The sequence below is a fragment of the Streptomyces sp. NPDC048411 genome, assembly GCF_040704695.1.
Classification (GTDB): Bacteria; Actinomycetota; Actinomycetes; order Streptomycetales; family Streptomycetaceae; genus Streptomyces.
In genome coordinates, this window is sequence record NZ_JBEZKL010000064.1 from 1 (window position 1) to 18,371 (window position 18,371).

Annotated in this window: 9 protein-coding genes and 1 pseudogene; 4 read left to right on the forward strand and 6 right to left on the reverse strand. The window is 71.3% G+C overall.

Annotated features, from left to right (window positions below; genetic code table 11):
- Nucleotides 1-154: 154 nt before the first annotated feature.
- The 6 genes from AB0915_RS22290 to AB0915_RS22315 form a co-directional block, all read right to left on the reverse strand.
- A complete protein-coding gene (locus AB0915_RS22290) occupies nucleotides 155-2,356 on the reverse strand; it encodes a bifunctional glycosyltransferase family 2 protein/CDP-glycerol:glycerophosphate glycerophosphotransferase (RefSeq protein WP_366692740.1) in 2,202 nt (733 codons plus the stop codon).
- A 166-nt stretch (nucleotides 2,357-2,522) separates the two neighbouring features.
- A complete protein-coding gene (locus AB0915_RS22295; protein WP_366692741.1) occupies nucleotides 2,523-4,748 on the reverse strand; it encodes a bifunctional glycosyltransferase family 2 protein/CDP-glycerol:glycerophosphate glycerophosphotransferase in 2,226 nt (741 codons plus the stop codon).
- A 182-nt stretch (nucleotides 4,749-4,930) separates the two neighbouring features.
- Nucleotides 4,931-5,806 carry a carbohydrate ABC transporter permease gene (locus AB0915_RS22300; protein WP_366692742.1) on the reverse strand — a complete coding sequence of 292 codons (876 nt, stop codon included), beginning with the start codon at nucleotides 5,804-5,806 and terminating at the stop codon, nucleotides 4,931-4,933.
- Complete coding sequence (locus AB0915_RS22305; RefSeq protein ID WP_366692743.1) at nucleotides 5,803-7,188, reverse strand: sugar ABC transporter permease; 1,386 nt, start codon at nucleotides 7,186-7,188, stop codon at nucleotides 5,803-5,805. The genes AB0915_RS22300 and AB0915_RS22305 overlap by 4 nt, the downstream gene beginning before the upstream one ends.
- 4 nt (nucleotides 7,189-7,192) lie before the next feature.
- Nucleotides 7,193-8,560: an ABC transporter substrate-binding protein gene (locus AB0915_RS22310; protein ID WP_366692744.1), complete on the reverse strand. Its 1,368-nt coding sequence runs from the start codon at nucleotides 8,558-8,560 to the stop codon at nucleotides 7,193-7,195.
- Between the two features lie 497 nt (nucleotides 8,561-9,057).
- On the reverse strand, nucleotides 9,058-12,852 hold the full coding sequence (locus AB0915_RS22315) for an FHA domain-containing protein (protein WP_366692745.1): 3,795 nt from the start codon (nucleotides 12,850-12,852) through the stop codon (nucleotides 9,058-9,060).
- A gap of 479 nt (nucleotides 12,853-13,331) precedes the next feature.
- Here AB0915_RS22315 and AB0915_RS22320 point away from each other — a divergent pair, with 479 nt between their 5' ends.
- From AB0915_RS22320 to AB0915_RS22335, 4 genes and pseudogenes are all read left to right on the forward strand, one after another.
- Nucleotides 13,332-14,969, forward strand: a complete 1,638-nt coding sequence (locus tag AB0915_RS22320) for a serine/threonine-protein kinase (protein WP_366692746.1) — start codon at nucleotides 13,332-13,334, stop codon at nucleotides 14,967-14,969.
- A gap of 156 nt (nucleotides 14,970-15,125) precedes the next feature.
- On the forward strand, nucleotides 15,126-16,364 hold the full coding sequence (locus tag AB0915_RS22325; protein ID WP_366692747.1) for a serine/threonine-protein kinase: 1,239 nt from the start codon (nucleotides 15,126-15,128) through the stop codon (nucleotides 16,362-16,364).
- A 78-nt stretch (nucleotides 16,365-16,442) separates the two neighbouring features.
- On the forward strand, nucleotides 16,443-17,549 hold the full coding sequence (gene prfB / locus AB0915_RS22330) for a peptide chain release factor 2 (RefSeq protein ID WP_366692748.1): 1,107 nt from the start codon (nucleotides 16,443-16,445) through the stop codon (nucleotides 17,547-17,549).
- Nucleotides 17,550-17,943: 394 nt separating this feature from the next.
- Nucleotides 17,944-18,371 (forward strand): annotated as a pseudogene (locus AB0915_RS22335) (hypothetical protein); the annotation flags it as partial.

Consider the following 18,371-nt stretch of genomic DNA (forward strand, 5'->3'; position numbering starts at 1 on the left):
CCACATGACCTGCGACACCGCACGCCGATCGCACGCACCGACCACCGCTGCGCCCGCGCTTCGCGCGGACGACGGGGAACTCAGAACAGGCCCTAAGAGGAGCTCACAAAATGGGCGCCCGGCGTGGGAGGGACCCCCTCGCCGGGCGGGACGATCAAGCCCGTCCGGCGATCGATGGCAGACGCCCGCCGGGCGCCACCGGTTCCCCCAGCAGCACCGCCCGCACCACCCGCTCCGCCGCGTGCCCGTCGTCGTACGGACAGAACCGCGCCCGGAACGCCGCTCGCAGCGCCCCGCTCTCCGCGCTGTCCCAGCTGCCGTCGAGGAAGATCCGGGCCAGCTCCTCCGTACTGGTGGAGACCGCCCCGGGGGTGTCGCCCGGCGCCCCGGACAGCAGATCGAAGCAGACCCCGCGGACCGTGCGGTACGTCTCCCAGTCCGGGGCGTGCACCACGATGGGGCGGTCCAGCGCCGCGTAGTCGAACATCACCGACGAGTAGTCCGTCACCAGCGCGTCGGCCGCCAGGCACAGCTCCTCGATCCGCGGATGCTCGCAGACATCGAGGAGCGTCGGACGGTCCGGCAGCCCCGCACCGTCGTAGAAGTAGTGCGCGCGGACCATGATCACGGTGCCGGGGCCGAGCGCGTCGGCGAGCCGTTCCAGATCGATCCGGCTGGTGAACGACGCCTCGTAGTCGCGGTGCGTCGGCGCGTACAGCACGGCGCGCTGCCCGGGCCGGATACCGAGCCCGGCCCGGATTTTCGCGATCTGCGCGCCCGTGGCGGTCGTCAGGACGTCATTGCGCGGGTAGCCGGATTCCAGCGAGCGCGCGGCGCTCGGGTAGGCGCGGGCCCACACCTCCGTGGAGTGCGGGTTGGCGGAGACACTCCAGTCCCACCGGTCGACCCGCTGGAGCAGCCGGTCGAAGTTCAGGCCCTGCGCCGCCGCCGGATACTCCATCTGGTCCAGGCCCATGATTTTCAGTGGGGTGCCGTGGTGGGTCATGACATGGATCTGGCCGGGGCGTTTGACCAGGTGGTCGGGGAAGTTGACGTTGTTGAAGAAGTACGTGGCGCGGGCCAGCAGCGCCCAGTAGCGGCGGGTCCCCGGCACCACGTGGTCGATGCCGGGCGGCACCGTGTCCACCTGGTTCTTCGACACCACCCACACCCCGCGCACTCCGGGAGCCAGCTCCTGGGCCTTGCGGAAGATCGCTTCAGGATTGCAGCTGACGCCGCGGTTCCAGTACGCGGCGTAGACGGCGAGCCCGCGGTCGAGCGGGCGTCTGCGCTGGTACCAGTAGTAGCGCGCGGACAGCGTGCGCTTGGCCCGTGCGCGGAGTGCGGCGGGTGCGGAGCGCGCACCCCGGCGCAGGGCGAGCACGGTGTCGAGGGCGCCGAGCGCCACGTACCGGCCGGCGCCGATCAGCCGCGGCCGCAGTCCCTTGGCGCCGCCGGGGAACCGGTGCTCCTCGGGCCGGTGCGTACGGTGGAACGCGGCCACGGACCGTACGTACCGCCTGCGGCGCCGCTTCACCGACGGATACCCGCCGAGGAGTTCCTGGGCGGCCCGGTCGAAGAGCAGGGCCCGCAGCGGGTGCAGCACCGGCCGTTCCCCGAGGAACGTCATCAACCCGGCGTACGCCTCCACGAGCTGGAGCGGCGTCGTGCCGTTCGTCGGCTCCGCCTCGTCGGCAAGATCCGGCAGATAGCGCTGCCGGCGGTGTTCGACACAGGCGAGCGGCAGAACGGCGACCGATGCGGCGGCGGCCAGTGTCTGGAGCGCGTACATCCGCTCTCCGTGCTGTCCCGGTCCGAAGGCCAGCTTCTCCGATTCGTGGAGGCTGCGGCGCACGGCCCGGTTCCAGGAGACCGGGGCGATGTCGAGAAGCCCGAAATGCTCGGCGAGGGTGAGCCGGCCCGCGGGCAGTTCGCACAGCAACTCCAGCGACCGGGTCGGCTGGGGACGGCCGCGGAACGGCCGCTTGTGGTGGCCGAACAGCAGCAGGTCAGGGTCGCCCGTGGCATCGAGCCGGTCGGCGACGGCCTGCAACGCGCCCGGCAACAGGACGAAGTTGCCCTCCAGGAAGAGGAGGTAGTCGCCGAGCGCCCGCTCCGCCCCGGCGTTGCGCCGACCGGCGGCGCCCGCACCCTCGTCCGCCGGGAGGTGGACGGCCTGCACCCGGTCGTCCCGGTCGGCGAACTCATCGAGCAGCAGTCCCGAGCCGTCCGGCGCCCCGTCATCGACACCGATCACCTCGATCTCTGTGAACGACTGCGAGAGCACCGACTCCAGGCACTCGCGCAGATGTCCGCGGGCGCGACGGACGGGGATGATGACACTCAGCCGGGGCATACACGCTCTTTCTCGGTCACTGGCACAGTGGGGGCAAGGGTGGGAGGAGGGACGGCGGTCAGGTCCCGTTGACGGACTGCGCCCCGGCGAGGCCGCGCTCGGTGGGCGCCGCCTGCCGGTCCGCCGGAGCGGACCCGGAACCCGTGGCCGCGGGGACGGCCGGCGATCACGGATCCGTGGCGGGCGGCGGTACGACGACGGGCACCGGTCGCTGTTCCGCCGGCGGGACCGCGGTCACCTGCACGTCGGTGTCGCCCAGGAAGACCCGGCGCACCACCCGCTCCGCCGCGTACCCGTCGTCGTACGGACAGAACCGCGCCCGGAACGCAGCCCGCAGCTGCGCGGAGCGGGAGCCGCGCCAGTGGCCGGTGGCGAAGATGTCGAGCAGCTCGTCCTCGCTGTGCGCGATCGCGCCCGGCGGGCAGGAGTGCAGGTCGAAGTAGGTGCCCCGGGCCGCCTCGTACGCCTCCCGGTCGCTGCTGTGGATGACGATGGGCCGGTCCAGATTGGCGTAGTCGAACATCAGCGACGAGTAGTCCGTGACCAGGGCGTCGGAGGCGAGCGCGACCGCCTCGACCGACGGATGGCCGCTGACGTCGATGATCCGCGGGTGCGGCTCGCGGACCAGCGGAGCCTCGTACGAGTAGTGCGCGCGGGCCAGGATCACAAAGCCCGGACCGAGCTCCCGGACAACCCGCTCCAGGTCGAGGCCGAGGTGCTGGGTGCGCCGGTAGTCACGGTGGGTGGGGGCGTACAGCAGGGCGATGGCGCCCTCGGGGACGCCGATCGACTCGCGCAGCCGCGCCACATCGGCGGCGGTGGCCCGCTGGAAGAGGTCGTTGCGCGGATAGCCGTACTCGAGCGTCGTGCAGCCGGCGGATCCCGACGGATACGCCTTCTCCCATACGAGGGTGGAGTGCCGGTTCGCGGAGAGGGAGAAGTCCCACTTGTCGACGTTGGCGAGCAGCCGCTCGAAGTCCATGGAGTGGGCAGCCGCGGGACGGTCCCGAAGGTCCAGGCCCATCATCTTCAGCGGGGTGCCGTGATGGGTCTGGAGCAGCACCTGGCCGGGCCGCTTCACCAGCCGCCGGTCGAAGTTGACGTTGTTCACCAGGTACTTGGAGCGGGCGAGAGCCTGCCAGTAGCGGTACGTCCCCGGGGCGAGCGGACGGGTCCCGGTGGGGACGGTGTGCGCGTCCTCGGGGCGGCAGATCCAGGACGTGTGCAGCCCGGGCACCAGTTCGCGGGCCTTGGCCTCGATCGCCGCCGGGTTGCAGGCGTAGCCGCGGTGCCAGTACGCGGCGAACACCGCCCGGTCCGCGCGGACCGGCAGCCGCAGCTGGATGCGGTAATAGGCCTGGAGCGAGGCGGCCCGCGCCATCCGGCGCACCGTCCCGGTGAGCCGGCGCAGCCGCCCGCGCAGCAGCTTCGCGGACCACAGGGCACGGTACGTGCGGTGGGCGCCGACCCGGATCAGTCCGTGGCGCAGCCGGGTGCGGCACGGGACGGGGGCGCCAGGGGTGCGATAGCGGGCGCAGTGGGCGCGGGCCCGGCGGAAGAACTCGGTGCGGCTGCCGCGCGGCAGCCTGCCGGGGGTGGTGAACAGCGTCGAGAAGTGGTCGAGCATCCTGCGGAAGATGACCGGCCGCCACACGGCGAGTGCGGGGCGGGCATCGATGAACGCGAAGACACGGTCGTACTGGTCGAAGATGTCGAAGTGCTTGCGGCTGGTGGTGGAGAGGATGTTGCCCTGACGCCGCTGCCGGTAGCCGACGCACACCTGGTCGAGGACCGCGATCGAACCGGCGGCCATCAGCACCGGGTAGGTCCAGGGGGTGTCCTCGTAGTAGCCGGGCGGGAAGGTGAATCCCTCGGCCTCGACGAACGTTCGGCGGTACGCCTTGTTCCAGACGACCATCAGGACCTTCAGCAGTCCGGGCCGGTCGGCGAGCGTGAACGTGACAGGGCCGGTCTCGGCGAGATGCTCCGCGAGCGTGTTGCGTACGCTCTCGCCGGTCCAGTATGTCCGGGCGTAGTCGTAGACCAGGACGTCCGGTTCGCCGGTCTTCCCGATCCGGTCGGCGATGGCCCGCAGGGCGCCGGGGGCGAGGGTGTCGTCGCTGTCCAGGAAGATCAGATAGTCGCCGGTGGCCTGCGCGATCCCGGCGTTGCGGGCGGGGCCAAGACCCACGTTCTCCGGCAGGTGCAGGGCCCGTACCCGGCTGTCGCGGTCGGCGAACCCGTCGATGATCGCGCCGCAGGAATCGGGGGAGCAGTCGTCGACCGCGATGATCTCGAAGTCCTCGAAGGACTGGGTCAGCACCGAGTCCAGGCTCTCGTCCAGATACGCCTGAACCCGGTACGCGGGCACGATGACACTGAACCGGGGCACAACACATCCATGGGTCGTTCGCTGGCGCGGGCGGATGGTCCGCAAACGACCGATGGGGTGGGAAAGTTACGCCGAACGTGGCATTCGCGCGAAGTGGCAGGTGGGGCGGGTCCCGTCATGGGTAACGGGACCCGCCCCACGGTGACGTACAGCGGGTGGACTGCGGTCGGTTCGGCGTGCGGTTACTTGACCGCGCCCGCCATCACGCCGGAGACGAACTGGCGTTGGAAGGCGAAGAACACCGCGAGCGGAATCACCATCGAGACGAAGGCGCCGGGCGCCAGCACATCGATATTGTTGCCGAACTGCCGCACCTGCTGCTGCAGCGCCACGGTGATCGGCGGGGAGTCGGAGTCCGCGAAGATCAGGGCGACCAGCATGTCGTTCCACACCCAGAGGAACTGGAAGATCCCCAGCGAGGCGATCGCAGGACCGCCCAGTGGCATCACGACCCGGGTGAAGAGCCGGATCTCGCCGGCCCCGTCGAGCCGTGCCGCCTCCAGGAGTTCACGCGGGATCTCCGCGAAGAAGTTCCGCAGCAGGAAGATCGCGAACGGCAGCCCGAAGGCGGTGTGGAAGAGAATCACGCCGAAGGTCGTCTCGAAGATCCCGATTTCGCCGAAGAGCTTGGAGACCGGGACGAGGGCGACCTGCACGGGGACCACCAGCAACCCGACGACCAGCAGGAACCACCAGTCGCGGCCGGGGAAGTCCATCCAGGCGAAGGCGTACCCGGCCAGTGAACCGATCACCACGACCAGGACCGTGGCGGGCACGGTGATCAGGACCGTACTCAGCAGGGAGTGGGTGATGGTCGAATTGTCCAGCAACCGGCTGTAGTTGTCGAAGGTGAGCTCGGACGGGGCGGTGAAGACCTTCCACCAGCCGGTCGCCGCGATGTCGTCGGCGCCGCGCAACGAGGAGAGCAGCAGCCCGATGGTCGGCATCAGCCAGAACAGGCCGACCAGGACGAGGAAGACGCGCATCGCGCCGCCGCCGGTGCGGGCCGCGATCCGTGAGCCGAGGGACTGCGTCGCCTTCGCCGTAGGGGTGGTCATCGGCGCCCCTCCTTCCGTATCCGGCGAATATTGAAGATCATCACCGGGATCACCAGCAGCAGCAGCAGTACGGCGATGGCGCTGCCGATCCCGAGATCCGCGTCCGTGCCGAACGAGGACCGGTACAGCTGCAGCGCGAGGACGTTCGCGTCGTCCTGGGAGGAGCCCGGCGCGATGATGAAGACCAGATCGAAGATCTTCAGCACGTTGATCATCAGGGTGACCAGCACCACCGCCAGGACGGGCGCGAGCATCGGCACGGTGATCCGGCGGAACACCTGCCACTCATTCGCCCCGTCCACCCGGGCCGCTTCGAGGAGTTCACGCGGCAGACCCGCAAGGCCCGCCGCGATCAGCACCATGGCGAAGCCCGCCCACATCCAGACGTAACTCCCGATGATCCCGGGCGTCACCAGGGACGGGCCGAGCCACTCGACCCCGTTGTACGGCTCCCTGAAGTTCGATGCGGGAAGCCTGAGCAGGGCGCCTTCGGCGGAGGCGGGCAGGGTGAACGTACCGTCCGCGGACGCCGTCGCCGAGCCGACCACCTGGCCGTCCTTGACCGCCTCGATCTTCAGCCCCTTGAGGCCGAGTTCCTTGGCGTCGACGACATTGGGCTTGCCGCCGCCGCCCTTGGTGAAGTCCAGCCACGCGGTGCCGGTGACCTTCCCGGACTCCGTCGGGGCTGCCTTCGCCGGCTTCGCGTCCGTCGGCATCTTCGCGGGCGCCACACCGACCAGCGGCAATCGCACGGGTACACCGGCCCGTACCGGCGCCTTCGTGACGAACGACCCGCCGCCGCCCGCCTTCAGCGGATGGACCGGCAGCGGATGCGCCTTCGGATAGCCGGCCGAGTCCGCGAACGTGTCGTGCACGCCCACCCAGACGGCGTTGGCGACCCCCCGCTCCGGCGCCTGGTCGTACACCAGCCGGAAGATGATGCCCGCCGCCAGCATCGAGATCGCCATCGGCATGAAGACGATCAGCTTGAACGCCGTGCCCCAGCGGATCCGCTCGGTCAGCACCGCGAAGATCAGCCCCAGCGCGGTGGAGATCGTCGGTGCGAACACGACCCAGATCGCGTTGTTCTTGACCGCTGTGCGGATGGTGTCGTCCGTGAACAGCGTCTTGTAGTTGTCGAGGCCGGCGAAGCCCGTACCCGCCTGGTCGAAGAACGACCGGTAGACGGAGTACACGATCGGATAGACCACGAGCGCACCGAGCAGCACCAGCGCGGGCAGCAGGAAGAGCGTCGCGATGATCTTCCGGGTGCCGGTCACGCTCCGGCGCGGGCTTGTGGGATCAGGGCGCCCGGAGCGCCCGGGGGGACGCTTGTCGGCGGCGGGCACCGCGTCGGCGCCCCCCGCTGTCGCTGTCGTCATCCCGTCAGCTCTTGTACGCCTTGGCCGCGTCGGACTCCAGTTTCGCCTGGGTCCCCGCGATGTCCTTCGGGTTCTTCAGGAAGTCCTGGAGCGTCTTCCACTCGCCCTTCCCGGGCGTCCCGCCGAACGACTGCGGGGCCTGGTCGGACATGTCGAACCGGACGGCGTCACCGGCCGCGATCAGCGCCTTCGCCATGGTGCGCTGCACCTCGTTCGGATACGCGGCGGTGTCCAGGGACTTGTTCGGCGAGATGAACCCGCCCTGCTCGGCCCAGATCTTCGCGGCATCGGCCGAGGCCAGCCAGGTCAGCAGGGCCTGGGCACCCTTGCTGTCCTTCAGCGCCACTGCCGCGTCGCCACCCGTCACCACGGGCGACTCGGCGCCGACCGCCGGGAACGGGAACACCTTGGCGTCCGTGCCGATCTTCGCCTTGGTCTGTGCGATGTTGACGCCGACGAAGTCGCCCTCGAAGACCATGGCGCCCTTCGGCTGGTCACCGCCGGTGAAGGTCTGGGTGACCGAGACCGGGAACTCCGTCTGCAGAGCACCGTCGGCGCCGCCCGCGATCAGGGACGGCTTGCCGAAGAGTTCGGCGAGCGTCGTCAGCGCGTCCTTGACGGACGGGTCAGTCCACTTGATCTTGTGCTGCGCCAGCTGGTCGTACTTCTCCGGGCCCGCCTGGGAGAGATAGATGTTCTCGAACCAGTCGGTGAGCGTCCAGCCGTCCGCGCCGCCGACCGAGACCGGGGTGACACCCGAGGCGGAGACCGTCTCGGCCGTCGCCATGAAGTCCTTCCAGGTCTTCGGCTCACTCGCCCCCGCGTTCTCGAACGCCTTGGCGTTGTACCAGATCAGGGACTTGTTGGCGGCCTTGAAGTAGACGCCGTACTGGGTGCCGTCCACCGCGCCGAGGTCCTGCCAGACCTTCGCGTAGTTCTTCTCCAGCTGCGCCTTCGCATCGGCGCCGACCGGCTTGGCCCACTTCTTCTCCACAGCCTGCTTGATCGCACCCACCTGCGGGATCATCGCGACGTCCGGCGGCTGGCCCCCCGCGACCTTCGTACCGAGGAAGTTGACGATCGGGTCCTGCGCCGGGACGAAGGTGACCGTGGCGCCCGTGCGCTTCTCGAACTCCTTGAGGACCTTCATGAAGTTGGCCTGCTCGGGTCCGGTCCAGACGGCCGCGACCGAGATCTTCTCGCCGTCCAGCTTGGGCAGTGCGACGGCCGAGGAGCTCGGCTCGTCACTGCCGGACCCTCCGCCCGTCTTTCCCTTTCCGCTGCCGCCGTCGTCGCCGCAGCCGGTGAGGGCCAGTGCGCCGACGGCGGTGAACACCATCGCGGCCCTGCGAATCCGAAGCGTTGTGCGCATCGCTGCCCCGTCTCTCCTGTGCGCGTGAACGGACGGGTGGGACCGCCGGTCGGTCGGCGGTGCCGCTCGTCCATCAGGTCGTCCTGTGCGCACCAGTCCTACGCCCGGTGCGCGGACGCCGCAATACCGCTTTCAGCTCCAACTGATCGATTGTGATGGGCTCGTGACGTGAAGTCAGTCTTCTTCGGTTCGTCGTACGGGCTTGCGGATGAGAGGAGCTCACAAAATGGGAGTCCGATCAGCTTGCGGCGTCTGGTGCGTGCGATCGCAAGGCGTCGGAATGTCCTCGGATGGGGTCTCCCCTGCTCGAACGAAGCTGAGAGCTTGGGGAAGGAGCTACTAGGGCATTTCGGCAACGCGGCGAGCGTGCGTGCCAGGCGTCGCGAGCCGGGCGCCCATTTTGTGAGCTCCTCTAAAGCCCGTCGAGGCGGTCCCTCCCATGCCTTTGAGGTCATGGGAGGGATCGAGGACGCACCGGCGACCGGGGCGAGGACGCCTCAGGAGTGGTAGGGCACGAGTGGAGCTATTCGCTCGGCGTTCACCGAACGGGCGGCCCGCTCCAGCGCGCTGGCCAGCAGCGCCAGGTCCGTCGGCCCGTTGCCCAGTTCCCGGACCGGGCGCCGGGTCGGCGGATCGCCCATCCGCTCCCACTCCAGTGGGACGACGGTGGGTCGCAGGGTCGCGGTGCGCGGAATGCGGCCCGTGACCCGGCCGCCCTGGAACGGCGTCACCCGCCCGTCCGGATGCCCCAGCCGACCGCGGCCGGGAGCCGGATCCTCCGGCGAGGGTGTGGCGACGGGTGCGTCGAGCACCGCGCGCAGCCGCGCCCCACGGGCAAGCTCCGTGTCCTCCGTGCGGTCGGCGCGGGCGGACGTCGCGACCAGATGCACGCCCAGCCGGCCACCGTCCCTGGCGACGGACTCCAGCGCCCGTACGACCGAACCGGCGGCGGGCCGTCCCGGGCTGCCGAGCGCGGGGGCGACCAGGGCGTCGAAGTCGTCGACCAGTACGACGAGCCGGGGCAGCGGCGACGGACCGGGATCCGCGGACCGCGCGGCGGCGGGCCGCAGCCGGAGCGTGCCGCTCATCGCCGGGTCCAGGTCACCGCGCTGCTCGGCGGCGCTGGGGGCGCGTCGGCCGACCGTCTGCTGCGCCACGTCGTGCCGGGCATGCCAGTCGTTGAAGTCCAGCTGACCGAGCAGCTCGGCCCGCCGCTTCAGTTCGCCACCCAGGGCCTGGGCGAACTCGCGCATTCTGACCGGATCGGAGGCGACCAAATGCGTGAACGCATGCGGGAGTTCCGCGCAGGGGTGCAGGCTTTCGCCGCGCTCACCACCGGCTCCGTCGACCAGCAGGATGCCGAGCCGGTCGGGACGCGCGGCAGCGGCCAGCGAGGCGGCGACGGCTCGCAGCAACTCCGTACGTCCACTGCCGGCCGGGCCCTCGATGAGGAGGTGGGGCCCTTCATCGGCCAGATCGACACTGACCGCACCCCGGGGCCCGGCACCGAGAACGACGACGGGCCGCCCTGCGAAGGCGGGGGCGGGAGGCGGCGAGGTTGCGGCGCCGGGCGCGGCGGTGGCGGCCGTGGCCGTGCCGGCGGCTGTTGCATGCTCCGCCCCGGGAACGGCACGGGAGCCGGCGGCGTCGCCGGACGCGCTGCCGTAACGCTGTGCACCGACGCGAGGTGCGGGCGCGGCGGGGTGGTGGGTGCGGCTCGACCCGGACGAGTCGGTGTCCGGGTAGGGGGTGCGGCCTGAGCCGGGGGTGTCTGTGCCCGAGTAGGGGGTGCGGCCGGAACCCTGGTTGTCCGTCCCCGGGTACGGGGTGCGGCCCGAGCCAGGAGTGTCGGCACCCGAGTACGCGGTGCGGCCCGAACCGGCCGCTGAACGGCCCTCGTCGCGGCTGAACGCATGCCGGGACGTGCCTGCGTGCGTGTCGTTCGCCGAACCGGGGTACGGCGTGCGGCCCCATGTGCCGGACGTCTCACCGTTCGGGTACGGCGTGCGGCCGGAACCGGCGGATTCACTTCCCGGGTACGCCGTACGGCCCGAGCCGGACGGCTCGCTGCCGGGATATGGGGTGCGCCCGGACCCCGGTCCGTGGTCCTCATCGGACCCCTGGGCGCCGGCATCCGCCGGGCCCGGGACCGGCACCGTGCGCTGTGCCCCCACGCGAGGGCCCGCGCTGCCCGGGTATGTCGTACGGCCCGAACCGCGGGCGTCCACGGCTGCCGCCTCCGGATCGCCGGCACCGCCGGAAACGGTCCCGCCGGCACCGCCGCTCCAGCCCCCCGACCCACGCACCGTCGCCCCCGGCTGGGTCTCGGAGGTCGAGGCCCAGCGGGCCATCAGGGAGGCCGGGGTGGCTCTGGCCAGGCCCAGTTCGTCCAGCAGACGGGCGGACCGGGGGAGGGCTGCTGCCGGCGGGCGGCCGGCCGCCGTCGCCGGACCCTCCGTCCGCAGGGGTGCCAGCGCCCGCGCGAACCGCTCCGCCCACGCCGCCGACACCGCGTCCACCGTGGCCACCGTGCCGTGGCCCGCGGCCTGTCCGCCGACGGTGCGCAGCAGCCGCAGTGCCGTCGCCACGTCGCCGCTCAGCATCCCCACCGCTCCGCATTCACGGAACGCGATCGACGCATGGCAGGCGGCCTCGTATGTCGCCGCGACAGGCGAGGTGGGTGATGCGGCCGGCGTCTCGGCCAGACAGATCAGATGGATCCCGGCCGCCGCACCCGCGGCGGCCAGCCGTGCCGTGGTCTCGCGCAGTACCGCGGATCCGGGGTCGCCGTCGACGATCACCACGGTGAACGGCCCCTTGTACCGCCGGGCGGTCTCGGCGACCGTGCTCCGGTCGACGCTGGCCCAGCCGGTGCCGAGCGGCCCGTCGTCCAGCCGACGCACCAGCTCCGTCGTGCGCGCCGTCGCTTGCTCACGGTCGTACGCGAGCAGCAGCCGGCAGTCCTGTCCGTGCATCGGCCGCAGATGGGGCAGCCAGCCGAGCCACGCCCACGCGCGCCTGCGCTCGTCGGTGCTGCGGGCACGGTCCGTGCTGATGAGCACAATCTCCAGGTCGGCCGGGGAGTGCAGCGCGGCGAGCTGTGCCACCGTCGAGCGGGCGAGCCCGGCCAGCCGCTCCCGCGGACCGGCGAGCCCCAGCGAACCGGCCTCCCGAAGTCCCACGGTCACCGGCACGGCGGGCAGCTCCGCCCGGTCCGTGGTGCCGAGCCGGACCACGAGCGCCTCAGGGTGCTCGGCGTCGCGCTCCCACAGCCGGGGTCCGGGCCCGAGCGCGGTGAGCAGCACGGCCGCCGGGTCGGGCCATGTCCCCGCCGAGGACGAGCGGGGGCGCGGTACGGACGCGAGCGGGCCCGGCAGGCCCACCGCCCCCGCCTCGTCGGGCGCCGCCTCGTGCACCGGCTCGCCCTTGTTCCCCGCCAGCCGGCGCGCCCAGGCCCCTATTCCGCCGCGCCGGGGTGTCTCGTCGTCCGGGAGCCGGCCGGACGCCCGCCGGGCGGTGCCCCGTGCGCCCCCGTCGTCGGACCCGGCCGGTGTGCCGTCCGCGTACGCAACGGGTGCGCCGCCCGCGCTGTACGCATGACCGGTGGCGTACCCGTCCGGTTCCTCCGAGAGGTTCCCGCCCGCCGCCCGTGCGACCCGCAGATGCCCCTCGCCGTCCGGCGCAGTCGCCAGCGACGGCGTGGGCGAGCCCGGCGTCAGCCGGAGCGTCGATTCGCCGAGCCGCAGCAGCGCGCCCGGTCGCAGCCGGACCGGGCGGTCGCGGACCTCCGTACCGTCCAGCGAGGTGCCGTTCGTGGAGCCCAGGTCGGCGACCGAGACCGCGCCGTTCTCGGAGACCGTCACCGCGCAGTGCAGCCGGGACACATCCGGGTCGTCGAGCGGGACGTCCGCGTCGGCGGACCGGCCGATCAGTATCTGTCCGCCGTGCAGCAGATGGACGCCGCCCGCGTCAGGCCCCGCGACCACGTGCAACTGCGCCGGAACGGCGTCTGCCGCCGCCTCGTCCTCCCCGGGGACCTGGAGCGAGAGCACCGCGCCGTCGACCAGTGGTGGCTCGCCGAGCGCGCACCGCTGCGCGTCGAGCCGGTCGCGGCCGGCGAACAGCACCACCGCTCCGCCGCCGAGCGAGCCGTCGGGCCCGGAGACGGCGGCGGCCAGGTTGGAGGCCACGGTGGCGAGTGCCGTCCCCGCGGGGGCGGTGACGAGCACGTCGCAGGCGCGCGCGGGGGTCTGGCCGCTGCGCGGCGCGAGGACGGTCAGCCGGATCTGCATCGCCGTCAGCGGTCCCTTCTGCGCGGGGTGCCCGGCAGGGGAAACGCCCTGTGATTCCCCCCACCCGGCACGGACGCGTCGTCCGGTACAGGTCGTCACGTACCGCGAGGCTCCGCCCCCACAGTTCCGTGCTGGAGGCATCCTCGCACCTGCCGCTGACAACATGCCCGGGGGCCACCTCGAAGTGATCTTGAAAGGTCGGCTGTGGACCCAAAAGTGCCTGCTTGGGGCGGTACCCGGAGCAGGGCATAGAAGCCGGGCAGCCATCGGAAACCGGCCAGGCGCACGTGTGTGCGGCAACCATCTGTCCGGTGTGGGCGTCTTCTTTCGGACACGATGGCCCACACCGCGTCCACGACCGGAAGGTGACCGACCGGTGACCCGTTCGAAGCCCTCGGAGCGGCATTAGAGTGGGCCGGAAACTCCCGGGGAGGGCTCCGGGAGGCCGTAAGCACCACGATCAGCAGGGAGCGCATGACGTGCGGCCGGTAGGCAGCAAGTACCTGCTCGAAGAGCCGCTGGGACGCGGCGCGACGGGCACCGTCTGGCGCGCCCGCCAGCGGGAGACCGCAGGCACCGAGGCGGCCGTCGCCGGCCAGCCCGGCGAGACCGTGGCCATCAAGGTCCTCAAGGAGGAGCTCGCCAACGACGCGGACGTGGTGATGCGGTTCCTGCGTGAGCGGTCCGTATTGCTGCGGCTCACCCACGAGAACATCGTGCGCACCCGCGACCTGGTCGTCGAGGGCGATCTCCTCGCCCTCGTGATGGATCTGGTCGACGGACCCGACCTGCACCGCTACCTCCGCGAGAACGGCCCGCTCACCCCGGTCGCCGCCTCGCTCCTCACCGCCCAGATCGCGGACGCGCTCGCCGCCAGCCACGCCGACGGTGTCGTCCACCGCGACCTGAAGCCGGCGAATGTCCTGCTGTCCGAGCGCGACGGCCAGATGCATCCGATGCTGACCGATTTCGGCATCGCACGGCTCGCCGATTCCCCGGGCCTGACCCGGACCCATGAGTTCGTCGGCACGCCCGCCTATGTGGCGCCGGAGTCGGCCGAGGGCCGCCCGCAGACCTCCGCCGTCGACATCTACGGCGCGGGCATCCTGCTGTACGAGCTGGTCACCGGGCGCCCGCCGTTCTCCGGCGGCACGGCCCTCGAGGTCCTGCAACGGCACCTCAGCGAGGAGCCCCGCCGCCCCACCACCGTCCCGGCGCCGCTCTGGACGGTCATAGAGCGCTGCCTGAGCAAGGACCCGGACCGACGGCCCAGCGCGGAGAACCTGGCCCGCGGCCTGCGTACCGTCGCAGCCGGCATCGGTGTGCACGCCACCTCGGCGCAGATCGCGGCCGCCGACGGCGTGGGCGCCCTGCTCGCGCCCGACCCGGCGCCCGCAGCCGTTCCGGAGACCCCCGGTGCGGCCGACCCGACGCAGGTGCTGCCGAGCAATGCGGGTGCGTACGACCCGAACGCGGCGACCAGCGTCATGCAGCACTCACCCGGCCAGGGGTACGGACAGGGGCAGGGCCAGGGCGGGCACGCCGACCCGACCGCGGTCATGCCGCCCGTACCGCAGCGCCCCGACGGCCCGCCGCAGCCCGACGGCCCGCACCCGTGGCAGTCCCAGCTGCAGGCGGCCCGCGACCGCAATGAGCAGACGCAGGTCCAGTACCTCGATCCGGGCCAGGATCCGCTGCGCCGTCGGCCGCAGCGCCAGCAGCCGCAGCAGGCTCCACAGCACCGTCAGCAGTCGCCGCAGTACCAGCAGTACCCGCAACAGCCCCAGCAGTACCCCCAGCGCCGCCAGCAACCGCAACACCCCCAGCAGCAGCAGTACGCACCTCCGCAGCAGCCTGCGCCCCAGCGGCCGGCCCCGCGCCAGCCCCGCGAGCCGAGGCAGCGCAGCGCCAACCCGATGAAGATCCCGGGTCTCGGCTGTCTCAAGGGCTGCCTCTTCACGGTGGTGCTGCTCTTCGTCGCGGGCTGGCTGATCTGGGAACTGACGCCGCTGCAGAACTGGATCGGGCAGGGGCAGAGCTACTGGCAAGCGATCGGCGACGCGATCTCCTCCGTCACCCACTGGCTCTCGAAACTGGGCAGCAGCAGTGGTGGCTGACAGAGCCCGCATCACCAACTTCGTAGCTTTGTCGACTTCTGCGGAGCGATTTCGCCCGCAGAAGTGAAGGTTGGCGCCATCCAGGGCACGTAACACCCCGATCGCCGCGTAACTTTGTCGACCGGGGGTCCAACGCCAGCCGCTGAGGGAGCAGTCTTGGCACGGAATATCGGCAGCCGGTACACCGCCCACCAGATCCTGGGGCGCGGTAGCGCCGGCACGGTGTGGCTCGGCGAGGGTCCTGAGGGCCCCGTCGCCATCAAGCTGCTCCGCGAGGACCTCGCGTCCGATCAGGAGCTGGTCGGACGCTTCGTGCAGGAGCGCACCGCGCTGCTGGGGCTCGACCACCCGCACATCGTCGGCGTCCACGACCTCGTCGTGGACGGCAACGACCTGGCGCTGGTCATGAACCTGGTACGCGGTACGGATCTGCGCACCCGCCTCGACCGCGAGCGCCGGCTCGCCCCCGAGGCAGCGGTCGCGATCGTCGCGGACGTCGCGGACGGCCTCGCGGCCGCGCACGCCGCCGGAGTGGTCCACCGCGACGTCAAGCCGGAGAACATCCTGCTCGACATGGAGGGACCGCTCGGCCCCGGCGGCTCGCACCCCGCGCTGCTCACCGACTTCGGTGTGGCCAAGCTGATCGACACCCCGCGCCGTACCAAGGCCACGAAGATCATCGGTACGCCGGACTATCTGGCCCCCGAGATCGTCGAGGGCCTCCCGCCGCGCGCCGCCGTCGACATCTACGCCCTCGCGACGGTGCTGTACGAGCTCCTCGCGGGCTTCACGCCCTTCGGCGGCGGCCACCCCGGCGCGGTGCTGCGCCGCCACGTCACGGAGACAGTGGTCCCGCTTCCCGGCATCCCCGAGGAGCTCTGGCAGCTTCTGGTGCAGTGCCTGGCCAAGGCCCCGGCCTCCCGGCTGCGCGCCTCCGAGCTCGCGGCGCGTCTGCGCGAGCAGCTCCCGCACCTGGCCGGCATCCCGCCCCTGGACGTCGACGAGCCGGGCACCGAACCGGAACCGCAACCCTATGACGAGCAGCAGTACACCCCGGCCCCCGACGAACCCCGCCGTCGTGGCGCGGTCCCGCTGGTCCCCGGCGCCTCCCCGGACTCCAACCGGGACACCCACACCAGCATGCGTGTCCCGGGCCCCGACGAGCTCTCCGGCGGCCCTCGGGGCACCGCCCGGGCCCCCCGCGCCCCGGGCCAGCCCCGTCCGGGCTCGGCGCGGAACAAGTCGGCGGCGATCCGCAAGCGCCGCATCACGCTGGGCGCGGTGGCGCTGGTGCTGTGCGCGGCCCTGGGCGTGGGCGGCTGGCTGGCCTTCGGCGGCGATGACGCGGACGCGACCCCGCAGGACACGAAGAACTCGGTGCCGACGGCTCCGTAACCGTGCCGTGACCGCACGGATCCCCGCGGAAAGGACGGCCCGGGGATGGTCCGAGCCGACAGCCGTTACGCTGGACCCGTGGCAGTCGTCGATATTTCCGAAGAGCTGAAGTCCCTCTCCTCGACCATGGGGTCGATCGAGGCCGTCCTGGACCTCGAAGCGCTGAGGGCGGACATCGCCGCGCTCGAGGAGCAGGCGGCGGCGCCGTCCCTCTGGGACGACCCGGAGGCGGCGCAGAAGATCACCAGCAAGCTTTCGCACCTCCAGGCCGAGGTCCGCAAGACCGAGGCCCTCCGCGGCCGTATCGACGATCTTGAGGTTCTCTTCGAGCTCGCCGAGGACGAGGGCGACGCCGACGCCCTCGCCGAGGCCGAGAGGGAGCTGGAGTCCGTCAAGAAGGCGCTCGACGAGATGGAGGTCCGTACCCTCCTCTCCGGCGAGTACGACGCCCGTGAGGCGCTGGTCAACATCCGTGCCGAGGCCGGTGGCGTCGACGCCGCCGACTTCGCCGAGAAGCTCCAGCGCATGTACATCCGCTGGGCCGAGCGGCACGGGTACAAGACCGAGGTCTACGAGACGTCGTACGCGGAAGAGGCCGGCATCAAGTCGACCACCTTCGCCGTCCAGGTTCCGTATGCCTACGGCACGCTCTCCGTCGAGCAGGGCACCCACCGGCTCGTCCGGATCTCGCCCTTCGACAACCAGGGCCGTCGCCAGACGTCCTTCGCGGGCGTCGAGGTGCTGCCGGTCGTCGAGCAGACCGACCACATCGAGATCGACGAGTCCGAGCTCCGCGTCGACGTGTACCGCTCTTCCGGTCCCGGTGGCCAGGGCGTCAACACGACCGACTCCGCGGTGCGCCTGACCCACCTGCCGACCGGCATCGTCGTCTCCTGCCAGAACGAGCGCTCGCAGATCCAGAACAAGGCGTCCGCGATGAACGTCCTCCAGGCGAAGCTCCTTGAGCGCCGTCGCCAGGAGGAGCAGGCCAAGATGGACGCGCTCAAGGGTGACGGCGGCAACTCTTGGGGCAACCAGATGCGTTCGTACGTCCTGCACCCGTACCAGATGGTCAAGGACCTGCGCACGGAGTTCGAGATCGGCAACCCCGAATCGGTCTTCAACGGCGAGATCGACGGCTTCCTGGAGGCGGGCATCCGCTGGCGGAAGCAGCGGGAGAAGTAACCACCGAAGCGTACGAACGGCGGTGCCGGGCCCCTCAAGGGGTTCGGGTGCCGCCGTTCTCGATAGCCGGGCCGGCACACGGAATTCCGCCCCAGGAAGGGGAGTTGGGGCTGCGAGTTGCGTGGGTGCCATGGTGACTGCGTCACAGTCGTGATTCTGAATGACGGTCAACCGGCCGCAAATCGGTGCACATTGCGCGGAACGGGCTTGACGTAGTCCTTATCTGTGGACAGGGTGCTACTGCAGCATGCGTATGTCTGGGACGGGTGTGAACGGGGAGGACGGCTTGGCTACGGCACGACGTGGCCCCGGCCGAGTGCGCAACCCCCGGCAGAGCCGTGAGCCCGCATATGGCTGCTCCACTGACGAGAACAGCTACTGGGGGTAGCAGCAGATGACCAAGAAGACGCGGGTCCGCGTCGCGCGGATAGCCGCAGGTGCGGTAATCGCCGCGGGTGCCTCGCTCACCGCTGCCGGTGCGGCTTCGGCCGTCGGTATCGGTATCGGGATCGGCGTGGACGCCGGTGACGCCTCCCTCAACGCCCAGGTCGGCATCGCAGGCGATGCCGACGGTGGTAACGGCGGGGAACCTGGTGGCGTCGACCAGGGCGGCACCACCAACGGTGCGGGCGACCAGGGTGGTGCCGGTGACCAGGGTGGTGCGGGCGACCAGGGTGGTGCGGGCGACCAGGGTGGTGCGGGCGACCAGGGTGGTGCCGGTGACCAGGGTGGTGCGGGCGACCAGGGTGGTGCCGGTGACCAGGGTGGTGCGGGCGACCAGGGTGGTGCCGGTGACCAGGGTGGTGCCGGTGACCAGGGTAG

What these genes read in the sequence shown, in the direction of transcription:
- AB0915_RS22290 (WP_366692740.1), bottom strand. Translation starts at nt 2,356, where the DNA reads ATGCCCCGGCTGAGTGTCATCATCCCCGTCCGTCGCGCCCGCGGACAT.
- AB0915_RS22300 (WP_366692742.1), bottom strand. Translation starts at nt 5,806, where the DNA reads ATGACCACCCCTACGGCGAAGGCGACGCAGTCCCTCGGCTCACGGATC.
- AB0915_RS22305 (WP_366692743.1), bottom strand. Translation starts at nt 7,188, where the DNA reads ATGACGACAGCGACAGCGGGGGGCGCCGACGCGGTGCCCGCCGCCGAC.
- AB0915_RS22310 (WP_366692744.1), bottom strand. Translation starts at nt 8,560, where the DNA reads ATGCGCACAACGCTTCGGATTCGCAGGGCCGCGATGGTGTTCACCGCC.
- AB0915_RS22315 (WP_366692745.1), bottom strand. Translation starts at nt 12,852, where the DNA reads ATGCAGATCCGGCTGACCGTCCTCGCGCCGCGCAGCGGCCAGACCCCC.